The 17,161-nt window shown below is 38.8% G+C and carries 33 protein-coding genes; all 33 read left to right on the forward strand.

Annotation, left to right across the window (positions count from 1 at the left end):
- Positions 1-27 precede the first annotated feature (27 nt).
- Positions 28-336 (forward strand): 30S ribosomal protein S10, encoded by a 309-nt coding sequence (gene rpsJ, locus LKF16_RS11705; protein ID WP_048704087.1) that lies wholly within the window; start codon positions 28-30, stop codon positions 334-336.
- A gap of 31 nt (positions 337-367) precedes the next feature.
- Positions 368-1,003 carry a 50S ribosomal protein L3 gene (gene rplC / locus LKF16_RS11710; protein ID WP_291471275.1) on the forward strand — a complete coding sequence of 212 codons (636 nt, stop codon included), beginning with the start codon at positions 368-370 and terminating at the stop codon, positions 1,001-1,003.
- A gap of 17 nt (positions 1,004-1,020) precedes the next feature.
- Positions 1,021-1,644, forward strand: a complete 624-nt coding sequence (gene rplD, locus LKF16_RS11715) for a 50S ribosomal protein L4 (protein WP_291471274.1) — start codon at positions 1,021-1,023, stop codon at positions 1,642-1,644.
- Positions 1,644-1,931, forward strand: a complete 288-nt coding sequence (rplW, locus tag LKF16_RS11720) for a 50S ribosomal protein L23 (RefSeq protein WP_291471273.1) — start codon at positions 1,644-1,646, stop codon at positions 1,929-1,931. Before rplD ends, rplW begins: the two co-directional genes overlap by 1 nt.
- A gap of 16 nt (positions 1,932-1,947) precedes the next feature.
- Positions 1,948-2,781 (forward strand): 50S ribosomal protein L2, encoded by an 834-nt coding sequence (gene rplB / locus LKF16_RS11725; protein WP_291471271.1) that lies wholly within the window; start codon positions 1,948-1,950, stop codon positions 2,779-2,781.
- A gap of 34 nt (positions 2,782-2,815) precedes the next feature.
- Positions 2,816-3,097, forward strand: coding sequence for a 30S ribosomal protein S19 (gene rpsS / locus LKF16_RS11730; RefSeq protein ID WP_291471269.1), 282 nt, complete (start codon positions 2,816-2,818; stop codon positions 3,095-3,097).
- A gap of 19 nt (positions 3,098-3,116) precedes the next feature.
- Positions 3,117-3,470, forward strand: a complete 354-nt coding sequence (gene rplV, locus LKF16_RS11735; protein ID WP_291471267.1) for a 50S ribosomal protein L22 — start codon at positions 3,117-3,119, stop codon at positions 3,468-3,470.
- Between the two features lie 17 nt (positions 3,471-3,487).
- Entirely contained in the window at positions 3,488-4,162 is a 675-nt protein-coding gene (gene rpsC / locus LKF16_RS11740) for a 30S ribosomal protein S3 (RefSeq protein WP_291471266.1), read from the forward strand.
- Between the two features lie 3 nt (positions 4,163-4,165).
- Positions 4,166-4,597, forward strand: coding sequence for a 50S ribosomal protein L16 (gene rplP / locus LKF16_RS11745; RefSeq protein WP_010624918.1), 432 nt, complete (start codon positions 4,166-4,168; stop codon positions 4,595-4,597).
- Positions 4,587-4,781 (forward strand): 50S ribosomal protein L29, encoded by a 195-nt coding sequence (gene rpmC, locus LKF16_RS11750; protein ID WP_125707004.1) that lies wholly within the window; start codon positions 4,587-4,589, stop codon positions 4,779-4,781. The genes rplP and rpmC overlap by 11 nt, the downstream gene beginning before the upstream one ends.
- A gap of 23 nt (positions 4,782-4,804) precedes the next feature.
- A complete protein-coding gene (gene rpsQ, locus LKF16_RS11755) occupies positions 4,805-5,077 on the forward strand; it encodes a 30S ribosomal protein S17 (protein ID WP_291471261.1) in 273 nt (90 codons plus the stop codon).
- Between the two features lie 31 nt (positions 5,078-5,108).
- Positions 5,109-5,477, forward strand: coding sequence for a 50S ribosomal protein L14 (rplN, locus tag LKF16_RS11760; protein WP_291471259.1), 369 nt, complete (start codon positions 5,109-5,111; stop codon positions 5,475-5,477).
- Between the two features lie 32 nt (positions 5,478-5,509).
- A complete protein-coding gene (rplX, locus tag LKF16_RS11765; RefSeq protein ID WP_291471257.1) occupies positions 5,510-5,794 on the forward strand; it encodes a 50S ribosomal protein L24 in 285 nt (94 codons plus the stop codon).
- 16 nt (positions 5,795-5,810) lie between these two features.
- On the forward strand, positions 5,811-6,353 hold the full coding sequence (rplE, locus tag LKF16_RS11770; protein ID WP_291471255.1) for a 50S ribosomal protein L5: 543 nt from the start codon (positions 5,811-5,813) through the stop codon (positions 6,351-6,353).
- Between the two features lie 15 nt (positions 6,354-6,368).
- Positions 6,369-6,554 (forward strand): type Z 30S ribosomal protein S14, encoded by a 186-nt coding sequence (locus LKF16_RS11775; protein ID WP_291471253.1) that lies wholly within the window; start codon positions 6,369-6,371, stop codon positions 6,552-6,554.
- Positions 6,555-6,583: 29 nt separating this feature from the next.
- Positions 6,584-6,982 carry a 30S ribosomal protein S8 gene (gene rpsH, locus LKF16_RS11780; RefSeq protein ID WP_291471251.1) on the forward strand — a complete coding sequence of 133 codons (399 nt, stop codon included), beginning with the start codon at positions 6,584-6,586 and terminating at the stop codon, positions 6,980-6,982.
- Between the two features lie 30 nt (positions 6,983-7,012).
- Entirely contained in the window at positions 7,013-7,543 is a 531-nt protein-coding gene (gene rplF / locus LKF16_RS11785; protein WP_291471250.1) for a 50S ribosomal protein L6, read from the forward strand.
- Between the two features lie 16 nt (positions 7,544-7,559).
- Entirely contained in the window at positions 7,560-7,925 is a 366-nt protein-coding gene (gene rplR / locus LKF16_RS11790) for a 50S ribosomal protein L18 (protein ID WP_291471248.1), read from the forward strand.
- 18 nt (positions 7,926-7,943) lie between these two features.
- The gene (gene rpsE / locus LKF16_RS11795; RefSeq protein WP_291471246.1) at positions 7,944-8,444 is read left to right on the forward strand and encodes a 30S ribosomal protein S5; all 501 of its coding nucleotides are present in this window, start codon (positions 7,944-7,946) and stop codon (positions 8,442-8,444) included.
- Between the two features lie 17 nt (positions 8,445-8,461).
- Positions 8,462-8,647, forward strand: a complete 186-nt coding sequence (rpmD, locus tag LKF16_RS11800) for a 50S ribosomal protein L30 (RefSeq protein ID WP_125768922.1) — start codon at positions 8,462-8,464, stop codon at positions 8,645-8,647.
- A gap of 30 nt (positions 8,648-8,677) precedes the next feature.
- Entirely contained in the window at positions 8,678-9,118 is a 441-nt protein-coding gene (rplO, locus tag LKF16_RS11805; RefSeq protein WP_291471241.1) for a 50S ribosomal protein L15, read from the forward strand.
- Entirely contained in the window at positions 9,118-10,413 is a 1,296-nt protein-coding gene (gene secY, locus LKF16_RS11810) for a preprotein translocase subunit SecY (protein ID WP_291471239.1), read from the forward strand. The genes rplO and secY overlap by 1 nt, the downstream gene beginning before the upstream one ends.
- A gap of 24 nt (positions 10,414-10,437) precedes the next feature.
- Positions 10,438-11,091: an adenylate kinase gene (locus LKF16_RS11815; RefSeq protein WP_291471237.1), complete on the forward strand. Its 654-nt coding sequence runs from the start codon at positions 10,438-10,440 to the stop codon at positions 11,089-11,091.
- Between the two features lie 102 nt (positions 11,092-11,193).
- Positions 11,194-11,412, forward strand: a complete 219-nt coding sequence (infA, locus tag LKF16_RS11820) for a translation initiation factor IF-1 (RefSeq protein WP_010624903.1) — start codon at positions 11,194-11,196, stop codon at positions 11,410-11,412.
- Positions 11,413-11,444: 32 nt separating this feature from the next.
- Positions 11,445-11,561: a 50S ribosomal protein L36 gene (rpmJ, locus tag LKF16_RS11825; RefSeq protein ID WP_010018546.1), complete on the forward strand. Its 117-nt coding sequence runs from the start codon at positions 11,445-11,447 to the stop codon at positions 11,559-11,561.
- Positions 11,562-11,582: 21 nt separating this feature from the next.
- Positions 11,583-11,948, forward strand: a complete 366-nt coding sequence (gene rpsM, locus LKF16_RS11830) for a 30S ribosomal protein S13 (protein WP_291471223.1) — start codon at positions 11,583-11,585, stop codon at positions 11,946-11,948.
- 16 nt (positions 11,949-11,964) lie between these two features.
- Positions 11,965-12,351 carry a 30S ribosomal protein S11 gene (gene rpsK / locus LKF16_RS11835; RefSeq protein WP_057814566.1) on the forward strand — a complete coding sequence of 129 codons (387 nt, stop codon included), beginning with the start codon at positions 11,965-11,967 and terminating at the stop codon, positions 12,349-12,351.
- Positions 12,352-12,414: 63 nt separating this feature from the next.
- Positions 12,415-13,356 carry a DNA-directed RNA polymerase subunit alpha gene (locus tag LKF16_RS11840; RefSeq protein ID WP_291471216.1) on the forward strand — a complete coding sequence of 314 codons (942 nt, stop codon included), beginning with the start codon at positions 12,415-12,417 and terminating at the stop codon, positions 13,354-13,356.
- A gap of 27 nt (positions 13,357-13,383) precedes the next feature.
- Complete coding sequence (gene rplQ / locus LKF16_RS11845) at positions 13,384-13,764, forward strand: 50S ribosomal protein L17 (protein ID WP_291471215.1); 381 nt, start codon at positions 13,384-13,386, stop codon at positions 13,762-13,764.
- A gap of 157 nt (positions 13,765-13,921) precedes the next feature.
- Entirely contained in the window at positions 13,922-14,752 is an 831-nt protein-coding gene (locus LKF16_RS11850) for an energy-coupling factor transporter ATPase (protein WP_291471214.1), read from the forward strand.
- Positions 14,728-15,582 (forward strand): energy-coupling factor transporter ATPase, encoded by an 855-nt coding sequence (locus tag LKF16_RS11855; RefSeq protein ID WP_291471212.1) that lies wholly within the window; start codon positions 14,728-14,730, stop codon positions 15,580-15,582. The genes LKF16_RS11850 and LKF16_RS11855 overlap by 25 nt, the downstream gene beginning before the upstream one ends.
- Positions 15,583-16,383, forward strand: coding sequence for an energy-coupling factor transporter transmembrane component T family protein (locus tag LKF16_RS11860; RefSeq protein WP_291471210.1), 801 nt, complete (start codon positions 15,583-15,585; stop codon positions 16,381-16,383).
- On the forward strand, positions 16,380-17,126 hold the full coding sequence (gene truA, locus LKF16_RS11865) for a tRNA pseudouridine(38-40) synthase TruA (protein ID WP_291471209.1): 747 nt from the start codon (positions 16,380-16,382) through the stop codon (positions 17,124-17,126). The genes LKF16_RS11860 and truA overlap by 4 nt, the downstream gene beginning before the upstream one ends.
- Positions 17,127-17,161: the final 35 nt, after the last annotated feature.

Consider the following 17,161-nt stretch of genomic DNA (forward strand, 5'->3'; position numbering starts at 1 on the left):
TGAAAGAGACAAAAAGGAGGTAACCCCATGGCAAGTCAAAAAATTCGCATTCGCTTGAAGGCTTACGAACATCGTATCTTAGATCAATCAGCTGACAAGATTGTGGAAACAGCAAAGAGAACTGGTGCTGAAATTTCAGGTCCAATTCCTTTACCAACAGAACGTTCACTATATACAGTGTTGAGTTCACCGCATAAGCATAAAGATGCTAGAGAACAATTCGAAATGCGTACACATAAGAGACTTATTGACATCGTTAATCCATCACCTAAGACAGTTGATTCATTAATGAAGTTAGATCTACCATCTGGTGTAGATATCGAAATCAAATTATAATAAACAAAAATAAATTATTGGAGGTGCAAACATGGCCAGAAAAGGAATTCTTGGTAAGAAAATTGGAATGACTCAAATTTTCAGTGATAACGGCGAATTAGTTCCTGTTACAGTTGTTGAAGCAACACCTAATGTTGTTACTCAAGTGAAAACAGTAGAATCAGATGGTTATGAAGCTATTCAACTTGGCTTTGAAGACCGTCGTGAAGTTCTAACTAACAAGCCTGCCAAAGGTCATGCGCAAAAGGCAAACACAACTCCTAAACATTACACACGCGAATTTCGCGATGTTGAAATGGGAGATTACGAATTAGGTGGAGAAGTTTCAGTAGACACATTTAATTCAGGTGACATTGTCGACGTTACAGGTACAACAAAGGGACATGGAATGCAAGGTAACATTAAGAGATTTGGTCAATCTAGAGGTCCAGAAACTCACGGTTCTAGATATCACCGTGTTGCTGGTTCAATGGGTGCCATCATCAACCGTGTATTCAAAGGTAAGATGCTTCCCGGACGTATGGGTAACAACCGCGTTACAACACAAAACTTAGCAATCGTTAGAGTAGATGCAGATAAAAATGCTATCTTGATCAAGGGTAATGTCCCTGGTGCTAACAATTCACTAGTTAAAATTCAAACAGCTATTAAAGCTAATACAAAATAGGAAGGAGGAACTGAGTTATGACAAAAATCACAGCCTATAAAAACAGCGGTGCTGAAAATGGTACTGTTGAAGCCAATGATTCAATCTTTGGTATTGAACCAAACGATAGTGTAGTTACAGATGCTGTTATCATGCAACGTGCTACATTAAGACAAGGTACACATGATGTTAAAAACCGCTCTGAAGTACGTGGTGGTGGTAAGAAACCATGGCGTCAAAAAGGAACAGGTCGTGCTCGTCAAGGATCAATCCGTTCACCACAATGGGTTGGCGGTGGTACTGTTTTCGGTCCCACACCTAGATCTTACGCATACCATCTTCCTAGAAAGATTAGCCGTTTAGCATTGAAGTCTGTACTTTCACAAAAAGCTGCTGACGGTAACATGATCGTTATCGACTCAATTTCATATGACAAGCCAAGTACAAAATCATTTGCACAATTACTTACAAAAGTAGGTGCTGACAACAAGGCTTTAGTTGTTCTTGAAGACGGAAACGATAACGTTGCTTTATCAGCAAGAAATATTGATAAAGTTACAGTTGTAGCACCAGAAGGTGTAAACGTTCTTGATGTTATCAACGCTAACAAGTTAGTCGTTACACAAGCAGCACTTTCTAAAATTGAGGAGGTGCTCGGATAATGAGTGCAAGAGACGTAATTATTCGCCCAGTCGTTACTGAAGGCTCAATGGATGCAATGGCAGACAAGAAATACACATTTGATGTTGCTCTTGATGCTAACAAAGTTAACGTTAGACAATCTATTGAAGAAATCTTCGGTGTAAAAGTTAAAAAAGTAAATATTATGAATGTTTCAGGTAAGAAGAAGCGCCAAGGTCGTTATGTTGGATTTACAGCAAAACGTCGTAAAGCTATTGTTACACTTACTGAAGATTCAGACGAAATTAAGATTTTTGATGAAGAATAATTAAGGAGGTCAAATAATGGCGATTATCAAGTATAAACCAACCACAAACGGTCGTCGTAATATGACAGGTTCTGACTTTGCTGAGATTACAAAGAAATCTCCTGAAAAGACATTGTTAGAATCACAAAGCCATACAGCTGGTCGTAACTCATACGGTCATATTACAGTTCGTCACCGTGGTGGTGGTCACAAGCAACACTACCGTATCATTGATTTCAAACGTACTAAAGATGATGTAGTTGCTACAGTTAAGGCAATCGAATACGATCCAAACCGTACAGCTAACATTGCATTATTACACTATTCAGATGGTGTTAAGTCATACATCTTAGCTCCTAAGGGCCTTGAAGTTGGACAAAAAGTTCAATCAGGTACTGAAGCAGATATCAAACCAGGTAATGCTCTTCCATTAGCTAACATTCCTGTTGGTACAATCTTGCATAATGTTGAATTGAAACCTGGTAAGGGTGGTCAATTAGGCCGTTCTGCTGGTACATCAATCCAATTGTTAGGTAGAGATGGAAAGTACTCATTACTACGTTTACCTTCTGGTGAAGTTCGTATGATCCTTTCAACTTGCCGCGCTACTGTTGGTGCTATTGGTAATGAACAACATGAATTAATTAAGATTGGTAAAGCTGGTCGCAAACGTTGGTTAGGTTTCAGACCTACAGTTCGTGGTTCAGTTATGAACCCTAACGATCACCCACACGGTGGTGGTGAAGGTAAAGCTCCTATCGGTCATCCATCTCCTATGTCACCATGGGGTAAGAAGACTCTTGGTAAGAAAACTCGTTCAACTCATGCCAAATCTGAGAAACTTATTGTTCGTCATAGAAAAGGTAAGTAATCATTTCGCAAGAATAATATAAGGAGGACATAAGATGAGTCGTAGTTTAAAAAAGGGACCATTCGCTGATGCACATCTTCTAAAGAAGATCGATGCTCAACAAGATTCTGAAAAGAAGTCAGTTATCAAGACATGGTCAAGACGTTCAACAATTTTTCCTAGTTTTGTAGGATTCACTATTGCAGTTCATGATGGGCGTAAACATGTGCCAGTTTATATCCAAGAAGATATGGTTGGCCACAAGTTGGGCGAATTCGTTCCAACACGTACATTCCATGGTCATGGAACTGACGATAAGAAAACAGCAGCTAAGTAATAAGAAGGGAGACTAAATGATGGCAGAACAAGAAATTACATCGGCAACAGCCGTAGTGAAAAATGTTCGTATTGCACCTCGTAAAGCCCGTCTTGTTATTGACTTGATCAGAAACAAGAACGCTGCTGAGGCATTAGCAATTTTGCAATTCACACCAAGAGCAGGCTCTCCTATTGTTGCCAAGGCTCTTAAATCTGCAATTGCAAACGCAGAACACAACTTTGATTTAGATGCACAAAACCTCGTAGTTAGCGAAGCATTCGTTGACGAAGGTCCTACTCTAAAACGTTTCCGTCCTAGAGCAAAAGGTTCAGCATCACCAATTAACAAAAGAACAAGTCACATTACAGTTGTAGTAACAGAAAAAGATTAGTATTGGAGGTAACTTGAGTGGGTCAAAAGATTAATCCAGTCGGATTCCGTGTCGGCGTTATCCGTGACTGGGATGCCAAATGGTATGCAGAAAAAGATTTTTCAACATTCTTACATGAAGATCTTAAGATTCGTAAGTATATTGAAGACAGACTTTCAAACGCTTCAGTTTCAAGAATCGAAATTGAACGTACAGCAAAGAACGTTACTATTTCAATTCACACTGCCAAACCTGGTATGGTTATTGGTAAGGGTGGTTCCGAAGTTGAAAAATTACGTAACGAACTAAACAAATTAGTTAACAGAAACATTCACATCAACATCATTGAAATCAAGAAACCTGATTTAGATGCAAAACTTGTAGGTGAAAACGTTGCTCGTCAACTTGAAGCACGTATCGCATTTAGACGTGCACAACGTCAAGCCGTACAACGTTCACGTCGTGCAGGTGCAAAGGGTATCAAGATTCAAATATCTGGTCGTTTAAACGGTGCCGATATGGCTCGTAGAGAATGGCATACAGAGGGAACTGTTCCTCTTCACACATTGCGTGCAGATATCGATTATGCATGGGTTGAAGCAAAGACTCAATACGGTAACTTAGGTGTTAAAACTTGGATCTACCGTGGTGAAATTCTTCCTGCTAAACCACAACATAACAATACAGACAATAACGAAGGGAAAGGAGAATAATCTATGCTAGTACCAAAGCGTGTAAAACACCGTCGTGAATTCCGTGGCAAGATGCGCGGAGAAGCTAAAGGTGGTAAGAACGTCGATTTTGGTGAATATGGTTTGAAAGCACTTGATTCAAGCTGGATCACTAACAGACAAATCGAAGCAGCTCGTGTTGCTATGACTCGTTACATGAAGCGTGGTGGTAAGGTTTGGATTAAAATCTTCCCTCACAAATCATACACTGCTAAGGGTGTAGGTGTTCGTATGGGTTCTGGTAAAGGTGCTCCTGCAGGTTGGGTTGCCGTAGTAAAACGTGAAAAAGTCATGTTTGAAATCGGTGGCGTTCCTGAAGAAGTAGCTCGTGAAGCCCTAAGACTTGCATCAAACAAACTTCCAGTTAGAACTAAGTTTGTTAAAGCAGAGAAAGTAGGTGGCGCTGATGAAGGCTAGTGAAATCAAAGAGCTAACTGCTACTGAGTTACAAGACAAAGTTAAGCAATATAAAGAAGAATTATTCAACCTTCGTTTCCAACAAGCTACTGGTCAATTGGAAAATACAGCACGTTTAAAGGCTGTTAGAAAGAATATCGCAAGATTAAGAACTGTTCAAAATCAAGCAAACAACGATAAATAATAAACAGGAAGGGAGATCTCACGTTGAGCGAAAAAGAAACTCGTAACAATCGTAAAGTATACCAAGGCCGCGTTGTTTCAGATAAGATGGACAAGACAATTACTGTCGAAGTTTCAACTTACAAGAAACATCCAGTTTATGGCAAACGTGTAAAATACTCTAAGAAGTTTTACGTTCAAGACGAAAAGAACGAAGCTAAAATGGGCGATGTTGTTCGTATTATGGAAACTCGACCTTTGTCAAAGACAAAGCGCTTCCGTTTATTAGAAATCGTCGAAAAAGCAGTTATTATCTAGTATTAAATACTGACGAGAGGAGGACTAATAAGTGATTCAACAAGAAAGCCGTTTAAAAGTTGCAGATAACTCTGGAGCTCGTGAAATTCTAACTATTAAAGTTCTCGGTGGTTCAAACCGTAAAATAGCAAATATCGGTGACATTATCGTCGCTACTGTCAAACAAGCAACACCAGGTGGCGTTGTTAAAAAAGGTGACGTTGTTAAAGCCGTTATCGTAAGAACTGTATCAGGTGCACATCGTACAGATGGTTCATACATCAGATTCGACGAAAACGCTGCAGTTATTATTAATGCTGATAAAACACCTAGAGGAACTCGTATCTTCGGACCCGTTGCTCGTGAACTACGTGATAGCGATTTTATGAAGATCGTATCATTGGCACCAGAAGTGCTATAAAAAGAACAATTTAATTCAGGAGGTGCTGAATAGTGTTTGTAAAAACTGGAGACAACGTTGAAATTATTTCTGGCGATGACAAAGGCAAGCAAGGTACTGTAGTTAAAGCTTTACCTGCTGTCAACAAGGTTATTGTTAAAGGCTTACATGTTGTAAAGAAGCATTCAAAGCCAACTAACACTCAACCACAAGGTGGAATCGTCGACGTTGAAAGACCTATCGATGCAACTAACGTTAAAGTCGTTAAGGGATCAGCTAAGAAAACATCTACAGCCAAGAAATCAACAAAATCAACTGATAAAAAAGAAGATAAGTAAGAAAGGAGAAAACTAAATGGTTAATGCATTAAAAGAAAGATATGTAAAAGAAATCACACCATCAATGATGGAAAAATTCAATTACACATCAATTATGCAAACACCTAAGATCGAAAAAATCGTTCTTAACATGGGTGTTGGTGATGCTATTGCTAACTCAAAGAACCTTGATGAAGCCGTTGAAGAATTAGGACTTATTGCAGGTCAAAAACCTTTGATTACAAAAGCAAAGAAATCTATTGCCGGATTCAGACTTCGTGAAGGAATGTCAATCGGTGCCAAGGTTACAATCCGTGGCGATCGTATGTATGACTTCTTAGACAAGCTAATCAATGTCGCTCTACCTCGTGTTCGTGATTTCCGTGGTGTAAATACTCGTTCATTCGATGGCCGTGGTAACTACACATTAGGTCTTAAGGAACAATTGGTTTTCCCAGAAATTGATTATGATAAGGTTAACAAGATTCGTGGATTGGACATTGTTATCGTAACAACAGCTAATTCTGATGAAGAATCACGTGAACTTCTATCACAAATCGGAATGCCATTTACAAAATAAAGGAGGGTCATTAAATTGGCTAAGAAATCTCAAATCGTACGTAACCATCGACCAGCCAAGTTTTCATCACAAGAATACACACGTTGTGAAAACTGTGGCCGTCCACATTCTGTATATCGCAAGTTTAAACTTTGCCGTATTTGCCTTCGTAATTTAGCTCACGACGGTCAAATTCCTGGTATGAGAAAAGCTAGTTGGTAGAATTTAACTATAACAAGGAGGTAAATTAAATGGTCATGACAGATCCTATTGCAGATTACCTAACACGTATCCGCAATGCTAATATGGTAAAGCATGAATCTCTAGAAGTGCCTGCTTCTAACATTAAGAAGAGCATTACTGAGATTTTAAAGAACGAAGGATTTATCAAGGATTACGAAGTTGTTGAAGACAATAAACAAGGTGTTCTTCGTATTTTCCTTAAATATGGACAAGATCAACAACGCGTTATTACTGGCTTGAAACGTATTTCAAGACCTGGTTTGCGTAGTTATGTTGATGCTGATAATGTACCAAAGGTTCTTAATGGACTAGGTATTGCAATTATCTCAACTTCAAAAGGTGTAATTACTGATAAAGAAGCCCGTGCACAACACGTTGGTGGAGAAGTAATTGCTTACGTTTGGTAATAATTTTTAAGGACAAGGAGGTGCACAAATTTGAGTCGTATCGGTTATAAAGTAATTGAAATTCCAGAAGGCGTTACAATTACACAAAATGATGAAAACATCACTGTTAAAGGTCCAAAGGGTGAAATTACAAGACATTTCAACCCTGCAATCAAGCTAACTGTTGAAGGTAACGAAGCTAAGTTCACACGTGAAAGCGACAATGACAAAGCTCTTCACGGAACAATGCGTTCAAACCTAAACAACATGGTTCTTGGTGTTACTGAAGGATTTGAAAAGAAACTTGAACTTAGAGGTGTTGGTTACCGTGCCCAAGTTAAAGGCACAAAGCTAACTCTTTCAGTTGGTTACTCACATCCTGTAGACATGGATGCACCAGAAGGCATTAAGATCGAATCTCCTTCAAATACTGAGATCAACATCTCAGGTATTAGTAAGCAAAAAGTTGGACAATTTGCTGCTGAGATTCGCGACGTACGTCCCCCAGAACCATATAAGGGTAAAGGTATTCGTTATGTTGATGAATATGTACGTCGTAAAGAAGGTAAAACTGGTAAATAGTAAATAATTCTATGAGGTGAAAATTGTGATTACAAAACCAGATAAAAACAAAGCACGTCAAAAGCGTCAAAAACGCGTTCGTGCCAAAATCTCTGGTACTGCTGAGTGCCCACGCTTAAATGTGTTCCGTTCGAACAAAAACATTTACGCTCAATTAATTGATGACGTAAAGGGTGTAACGCTAGCAAGTGCCTCAACTCTTGATAAAGAAATCAAAGACGGTTCAAAAGTTGAACAAGCTTCTGCTGTTGGTGCATTACTTGCAACAAGAGCTAAAGCTGCTAAAATCAGCGACGCTGTATTTGATCGTGCAGGTTACCTATACCACGGTCGTGTACAAAGTCTTGCTGAAGCTGCTCGTGAAAATGGGCTAAAATTCTAGAAGGAGGAAACCAAACTTATGACATATATCGATCCATCTCAATTAGAGTTAGAAGATCGCGTTGTTTCAATCAACCGTGTTACTAAAGTTGTTAAAGGTGGACGCCGTCTACGTTTTGCAGCCATCGTAATCGTTGGAGATAAGAATGGCCACGTTGGTTTCGGAACTGGTAAAGCACAAGAAGTTCCTGAAGCTATCCGTAAAGCTGTTGAAGATGCTAAGAAGAACTTGATTACCGTACCTATGGTCGGATCAACAATTCCTCACGAAGTAATTGGTAGATTCGGTGCTGGTAAGATCATGCTAAAACCTGCTGTTGAAGGTTCTGGTATCGCTGCTGGTGGTTCCGTTCGTGCCGTTATGGAATTAGCCGGTGTTGGTGATATTACAAGTAAATCACTTGGAAGAAACACACCAATCAACGTTATCCGTGCAACAATCGAAGGACTAAAACAAATCAAGACTGCTGAAACAGTTTCAGACATGCGTGGAATTTCAGCTCAAAACTTGCTTAACTAGAAGAAAGGTGCGTAATAATGGCTAAACTTAAAATTACTCTTATTAGAAGTGCAGCTCACCGCCTTCCTGCTCAACGTAAAACTGTTAAAGAACTAGGACTTGCAAGAGTTAATAGTTCTGTTGTTAAGCCGGATGATCCTGCTATTCGCGGTGCTGTTTTAAAAATTGCTCATTTAGTTAGTGTTGAAGAAGTTAAAGATTAATAATTCATTCATAGATTAGGAGGTGCAAGAATGGAACTACATGAACTTAAACCTAGTGAAGGTTCAAGACATTCTAGAAAACGTTTAGGTCGCGGTACTTCAAGTGGTACTGGTAAGACTGCTGGTCGTGGACAAAAAGGTCAATTAGCTCGATCAGGTGGTAAGACACGTATCGGTTTTGAAGGTGGACAAATGCCTTTATTCCGTCGTATGCCAAAACGTGGATTTAAGAATATCAACCGCAAAGAATATGCAGTTGTGAACCTTAAAGACTTAAACAAGTTCAGTGACGGCGCTGAAGTAAATCTTCAAACATTAAAAGAAGCTGGAATCGTTAAGAAAGAATATAACGGTGTTAAGCTACTTGCCAATGGTGAAGTATCAGCTAAGTTAACTGTTAAAGTTGCAAAAAGCTCTGACGCCGCTACCAAAGCTATTGAAGCTGCTGGTGGCTCAGTCGAGGTGATCTAATGTTTAGAACTATCAGAGATGCTCTAAAGGTTAAAGAAATTCGCCAAAAGATCTTCTTTACCCTTATGTTACTTGTGATTTATCGATTGGGTTCTCAGATAACTGTACCTGGCGTTAACGCTGCAGCAATGGACAAAGTTAGTCAATCTGGCTTGGTTCCATTGCTTGATACAGTTACTGGTGGTGGTTTATCAAACTATTCCATCTTCTCAATGGGTGTATCACCATTCATCACTGCACAGATTGTTGTTCAATTGTTACAAATGGACATCGTTCCTAAGTTTGTTGAATGGAGTAAACAAGGTGAAGTTGGACGTAGAAAACTTAACCAAGTAACAAGATATCTAACAATTGTGTTAGGATTCGTACAATCAATCGGTATTACTGCCGGTTTCAACACATTGAGTAGCTTGCATTTGGTTAAAACACCAAACGCTCAAGCATTCATTACAATCGGTATTATTCTTACCGGTGGTACAATGTTGCTAACTTGGATTGGTGAGCAAATCACTGATAAAGGTCTTGGTAATGGTGTTTCAGTAATTATCTTTGCTGGTATTGTTGCTAGATTCCCTTCTGGAATTCAACAAATCTGGCGTGATTACATTCAAAATGCCAATTCCGCAGACCTTGCTAAAAATATCGGATTCATCGTTGGACTAGTAATTCTTATCTTGATCGTTGTTCAGTTTGTTACATATGTACAACAAGCAAGTAGAAGAATTCCTATCCAATATACAAGACGTGCTGCAGGTAGCGGAAGTGAAAGTTTCTTGCCACTTAAAGTCAACGTCGCTGGTGTTATCCCAGTTATCTTCGCTAGTTCGTTTATCGTAACGCCTCAAACTATTTTGATGGCATTCCAAGCAAACCATAGTGGAGATTCATGGTACCAAGTACTATCAGAAATATTCAGTATGCAAACAACTACAGGATCATTACTTTATACGTTGTTGATTGTGTTATTTACTTTCTTCTATGCATTCGTTCAAGTAAATCCTGAAAAATTATCAGAAAACTTGCAAAAACAAGGTGCATATATTCCAGGTGTTTGGCCTGGAAATGAAACAATTAAATTTATGAATGGTGTCCTACTTAGACTTTCTACAGTAGGTTCAATCTTCTTAGGTTTAGTTTCATTGCTACCTTTACTTGCAGCTAACTTGTTTAACCTACCTCAATCAATTGGATTAGGTGGTACAAGTTTACTTATCATCGTTGGTGTTACAGTTGAGATGGATCGTCAACTTAGAGGTCTATTGATGAAACGTGAATACGTTGGGTTTATCAGATAAGTAAATTGTTGGGAGATGTAAAGAATGAACATTATATTGATGGGATTGCCTGGTGCTGGTAAGGGTACACAAGCAGAAAAGATTGTTGAAGATTTTGATATTGTCCATATTTCGACTGGCGATATGTTCAGACAAGCTATGGCCGACAAGACTAAAGTTGGTTTGGATGCCAAGTCTTATATTGACAAGGGAGAACTTGTTCCTGATGAAGTAACAGAATCTATTGTCGAAGAACGTTTAGGCAAAGATGATGTTCAAAAGAGCGGATATATGTTAGATGGTTTTCCAAGAACTATCGATCAAGCTAACGCTTTACAGACAATTGCAAAAAATGTAAACAAGCCGATCGATGGTGTAATATATATTGATGTTAAACCAGAGGTTCTTGTTGAACGCCTATCTGGTAGATATATTTGCAAAAATTGTGGAGCAACATATCACAAAATCTACAATCCAACAAAGGTAGAAGGTACTTGTGATGTTTGCGGTGGTCATGAATTTTACCAACGTGAAGATGACAAACCTGAAACTGTTAAGAACAGATTAAAAGTAAACATCGAAATGAATACTCCACTTATTGATTTTTACGACAAGTTAAACTTGTTGCACAAGATCAATGGTGAACAAGAAATTGATGATGTATATAAAGAAGTTAAAAAGGTTTTACAAAGTCTGTAAAACTTTTTAACTTTGGTTTGTTTACTTTATGGTAAAAACATTGTATAATGTTGAGCCGTATGCAAATGAACTAAATCCCGTGATCATTGGAGGTTAATATCTTTGGCAAAAGATGATGTCATTGAAGTAGAAGGAACAATTTCAGAAACATTGCCTAATGCAATGTTTAAGGTGAAACTTGAAAATGGAGCTACTGTTCTAGCCCATGTGTCAGGTAAAATCCGTATGCACTATATTAGAATTTTGCCCGGCGATAAGGTCACTGTTGAATTGTCACCTTATGATTTAACCAAGGGAAGAATTACATATAGATATAGATAACAAGTATTTTAATGGAATGGAGGTTCCACAATATGAAAGTAAGACCATCCGTTAAACCTATGTGTGAACACTGCAAGGTAATCAAGAGACGTGGACGCGTCATGGTTATTTGTTCTGCAGATCCAAAACACAAACAAAGACAAGGATAATAAAATAGGAGGCGCAACTTAATGGCTCGTATAGCAGGTGTAGATTTACCTCGTGATAAGAGAATTGTTATTGCCTTAACTTACATTTTTGGTATCGGCAATACTACTGCACAAAAAGTACTTAAAAACGCTGATGTTTCAGAAGACGTTCGTACACGTGACTTGACTCCTGATCAAGAAGACAAGATTCGTGCTGAAATCGACAAGATCCCTGTTGAAGGTGACTTACGTCGTGAAACAAGTATGAACATCAAGAGACTTCAAGAAATTGGTTCATACCGTGGTATGAGACATCGTCGTGGTTTGCCCGTTCGTGGACAAAACACAAAGAACAATGCTAGAACTCGTAAAGGCAAGAAAGTTTCTATTGCCGGTAAGAAAAAGTAGGATAGGAGGTTAATTCATGGCTCAAAACAAAGGTCGCAAACGTCGTACAAAGAAACATATTGAATCTGGAGTAGCTCATATCCACTCAACTTTCAATAACACACTAGTTATGATCACTGATGTTAACGGTAATGCCGTTTCATGGTCATCTGCTGGTGCACTTGGATTCAAGGGAAGCCGTAAGTCAACACCATTTGCTGCACAAATGGCTGGAGAAGCAGCTGCTAAGGAATCAATGGAACATGGTATGAAAACAGTAGAAGTAGCTGTCAAAGGACCTGGTTCAGGTCGTGAAGCCGCAATTCGTTCATTACAAGCCACAGGTTTGGAAATTACTGCAATTCGCGACGTCACACCAGTTCCACATAATGGCTCACGTCCTCCAAAGCGTCGTCGTGTATAGTATGGTCTTATACCCATATGAACTGAGCTACACACATTTCGTTTTGAAAGGGGAACTAACCGAATGATCGAATTTGAAAAGCCAACCATTACACCTGTTGAAGAAAGTAATGATCATGGTAAATATATTATTGAACCGCTCGAAAGAGGATACGGTACTACATTAGGTAATTCATTACGTCGTGTTTTACTTGCATCACTACCTGGTACAGCGGTTTCTGATATTCAAATAGATGGTGTCTTGCATGAATTTTCTGCAGTTGATGGAATTATCGAAGACGTTACACAAATCGTGCTTAACGTTAAGAGTCTATCATTGAAGTCTTATGCTGAAGAAGGCAGCCTAAAGGCAGAGATCGACGTTACTGGTCCTGCTACTGTTACAGCAAAAGACATCAAAGCAGATGACGACTTGGAAATTTTAGACCCTGAACAATACATCTGTACTGTTGCAGAAGGTGGACATTTCCACATGCAATTGACAATTAAAAATGGTCGTGGATATACTCCTGCAGAACAAAACAAATCAGACGAAACACCTATCGGTGTTTTACCAGTTGACTCAATTTTCACACCAGTTGAAAAAGTTAACTACCAAGTTGAAAATACTCGTGTGGGTAAAAGAAACGACTTCGATAAATTGACAATCGATATCTGGACTAATGGTTCTATTGGTCCTAGAGAAGCTATTAGTTTGTCTGCTAAGATCCTTACAGAACATTTAACAAGTTTTGTAAATCTTACCGAAGAAGCTAAAAGTGCCGACATGATGATTGAAAAAGAAGAAACACAAAAAGAGAAGAAGCTTGAAATGACTATTGAAGAACTAGATCTTTCTGTTCGTTCATATAATTGTTTGAAGCGTGCCGGTATCAATACTGTGCAAGAGCTTACTGAAAAGACTGAAGCAGATATGATGCGTGTTCGTAACTTAGGACGCAAGTCACTTGTCGAAGTTAAAGAAAAGCTTTCTGATCTTGGATTATCATTAAAGCAAGAAGATTAATATCAAATTCATACAGGAGGTAAACACATGGGCTACCGTAAATTAGGACGTACAAGTTCTCAAAGAAAAGCAATGTTACGCGATTTAACTACTGATTTAATCATTAATGAACGTATTGTTACAACACAAACACGTGCTAAAGAACTCAGTCGTACAACTGAAAAGATGATTACTTTAGGTAAACGTGGCGATTTACACGCTCGTCGTCAAGCTGCTGCTTTTGTTAGAGACGAAGTTGCTAACATCACAGAAGATGATGATGCAGTTGTAGTACAATCAGCTCTTCAAAAGTTATTTAGTGATATCGCTCCTCGTTACAAAGAACGTAACGGTGGATATACACGTATCTTGAAGACTGCACCACGTCGTGGTGATGCTGCACCTATGGTTATTATTGAATTAGTTTAATAATAATATTAAGTTTCATTAATTAAAAAATCAGTCATTCTGATGGATTAGTGAGTGTTAAGATGATGGTTACAATGTAACTAAGTCTATCTCTGAGATCTCTGGAAACAGGGACACTAATTCGTCGAATGATTTTTTTTTACCCAAAGGTGATCAAATGGCCAATATAATCTCAATTAAAAATGTTTTTTATAAATATCCAGGTTCCGAATCATACGCTGTTAATGGCATTAGTTTAGATATTAAAGAAAACGAATGGATCTCAATTGTTGGTAAAAACGGTAGTGGCAAGACTACTCTGACTCGTTTGATCGACGGTCTTGAAGAATGTGAATCCGGTACGATTGAAGTGGATGGCGTCATTACCAATGAGGAAACTATCTGGGATGCCAGAAAGAAAATTGGAATCGTTTTTCAAAATCCTGATCATCAATTCGTTGGCGCAACAGTGGAAGATGACGTTGCTTTTGGTTTGGAAAATCAAGGTATGCCACGTGAACAAATGGTTCAAGCTGTGGACGAAGCCTTAACGATGGTCGATATGCAGGATTATAAGAAACGTGATCCTCAATCATTGTCAGGTGGTCAGAAGCAACGTGTGGCCATTGCTGGCGTGCTGGCTATTAAACCTGAGATAATTATCATGGATGAGTCGACTAGTATGTTGGACCCCCAAGGTAGAAAAACTGTCATTGATTTGATTAAGCATTTGCGTGCTGAACAAAACCTGACGGTAATTTCTATTACCCATGATATTGAAGAGACGCAACTTTCTGATAGAATTATAGTATTGAACTCTGGGAAAATCGTCGAAGACACTGACCCGGCTGAGTTATATAAATTAGGTCCTAAATTGATCGATTTTGGATTGGAAGAACCTTTTACTAATTTAGTGGCAGCTGGTCTGACTGATTTGATCGATTACGATGGCTATATCACTGAGAAGGGGTTAATAGATCAATTATGCAAATTGAATTCAAACACGTAACACATTCATATGAATCTAATAATCCTATGTCTGGTCTCGGTCTAGCAGATGTCTCGGCTACCATCAAAAGTGGTGGATTTACCGCCATTGTCGGAAAAACCGGTAGTGGCAAATCAACCATGGTCAAACATATCAATGCTTTGTTGAAGCCTACAAGTGGCGAGATAGTTGCGGGTACTCATGTGATAACGCCTGAGACCAACAATAAAAATCTTAAGCCGCTTCGTAAACAAGTCGGCATGGTCTTCCAGTTTCCTGAAAGTCAATTATTTGAAGATACTGTGGAAAAAGATATTATGTTTGGACCACAGAATTTTGGTTACTCCGAACAAGAAGCGAAGGATTCAGCCAGCAAAATGATCGATGTGGTCGGCTTAGGTCAAGATTACCTTCAAAAGTCGCCATTTGATTTATCTGGTGGACAAATGCGCCGTGTTGCAATTGCTGGAGTTCTAGCTAGTGATCCTGAAACAATTATTCTTGATGAACCGACCGCGGGACTAGATCCAGTTGGTCGAAAAGAGATTATGGACTTGTTTAAGCAACAGCAAGCAAAAGGTAAGACAATTATCCTGATAACTCATAATATGGATGACGTGGCAAATTATGCTGATTCAATGATGGTCATGCATGACAGTCGGTTAGTTGCCACCGGAACTCCACAAGAAATTTTTAACAACAGTGATTTATTAAATAAGGGATACATTAGCCTGCCACAAAGTGCCATTTTTGCACAAAAATTAGCTGACAAGGGCTTTGATTTTAAACAACTACCAATTACTATCAGTGAGTTGACCGCTGAAATAAAAGAACAAATTCACGGTGATTAGATGGATAAATTAATAATAGGACGATATTTACCCGGGGATTCACTGATCTATCGTTTAGATCCTCGGTTAAAATTTTTAATTACATTTTATTTTATTGGCATAGTCTTTTTAGCAAATAATGTGGCTTCATATGCCTTTTTACTAGTCTTTGTATTGTTTGCTGTTTATGTTTCCAAGGTCAATCTGCTGTTCTTTATTAAGGGATTGCGGCCGATGTTTTGGCTGATACTCTTCACCGTGGCCTTACAGGCGTTCTTTACGCCAAGTGCTCATCCATACTGGCATTGGGCATTCCTGTCGCTTTCTAAAGAAGGATTTACCATTGCAGCCTATATTTTCATGCGTTTTGTACTGATCATTTTCATTTCAACTTTGTTGACCTTAACAACTACACCTATCGAGATTTCAGATTCAATCGAGAGCATTTTAAAACCGCTCAAAGTCGTAAAATTTCCTGTTACGCAGGTTGCTTTAATGTTGTCGATTGCATTAAGATTCGTGCCACTGTTGATCGATGAAACGACTAAGATAATGGATGCTCAAAGAGCCCGTGGGGTCGACTTTGGTGAAGGTGGACTAATCAAACGGATCAAGGCGTTTGTTCCGATCCTGATTCCATTATTTGTTAGTAGCTTTTCAATTGCTTATGATCTTGCCATAGCGATGGAATCACGAGGTTATAAGGACGGCGAGGGAAGAAGTAAGTATCGAGTTTTAAACTGGTCAAAACGCGATAATTGGACGATTGTGTTCATGGTATTAATAACAATTATTTTATTGTTGCTGCGGAGTTATAAATGACAAATTATAAATTAACCATTGCCTACGACGGTGCAAACTTCCATGGCTTTCAAAGTCAGCCGAAGTTGCGTACCGTGCAAGGAGTTTTAGAAAAAGCTTTGACCAAAATGTCAAAGGGACAGTCCATCGATGTGATCGGATCCGGTCGGACCGATGCTGGCGTTCACGCCTTAGGTCAGGTAGTATCGTTCGAATTTCCCAATCAATTACCGGCTGATAGCATGTTAAAAGCAGTCAACTCGTTGATGCCGTTAGATGTAATCGTTAAAAAATCAGAAATCGTTGATGCTGATTTTCACGCACGTTTTGGTGTTAAAAAGAAGACGTATCAATATCGAGTAGATTGTGGACATTATACTGATCCTTTCAAGCGTTTTTACACAGGACATTATCCCTATCCATTTGATGTGGATAAAATAAAAACTGCATTGAAGGACCTAGAAGGTGAACATGACTTCACTAGCTTTGCAGCTTCAGGTGGCGTGATCGAAAATAAAGTTCGTACTATTTATCGAGCAACCGTTGATTACTTTCCAGCGGAAAACGAATTAGTCTTTGAATTCACTGGGAACGGATTTTTATATAATATGGTCCGCATATTGGTTGCGACTTTGTTGGAGATCGGTAACGGCAGAAGAGCAGAACATGACTTTTTACGATTATTTGAAATCAAGGATCGTCAAGAAGCACGAGGGACAGCTCCAGCAAGTGGGCTATATTTAAAAGAAGTTTTTTATGATTAAATCTCTTATCTAATATTGACTTATCGGGGAATACC

The organism is Companilactobacillus sp. (assembly GCF_022484265.1).
Classification (GTDB): domain Bacteria; phylum Bacillota; class Bacilli; order Lactobacillales; family Lactobacillaceae; genus Companilactobacillus.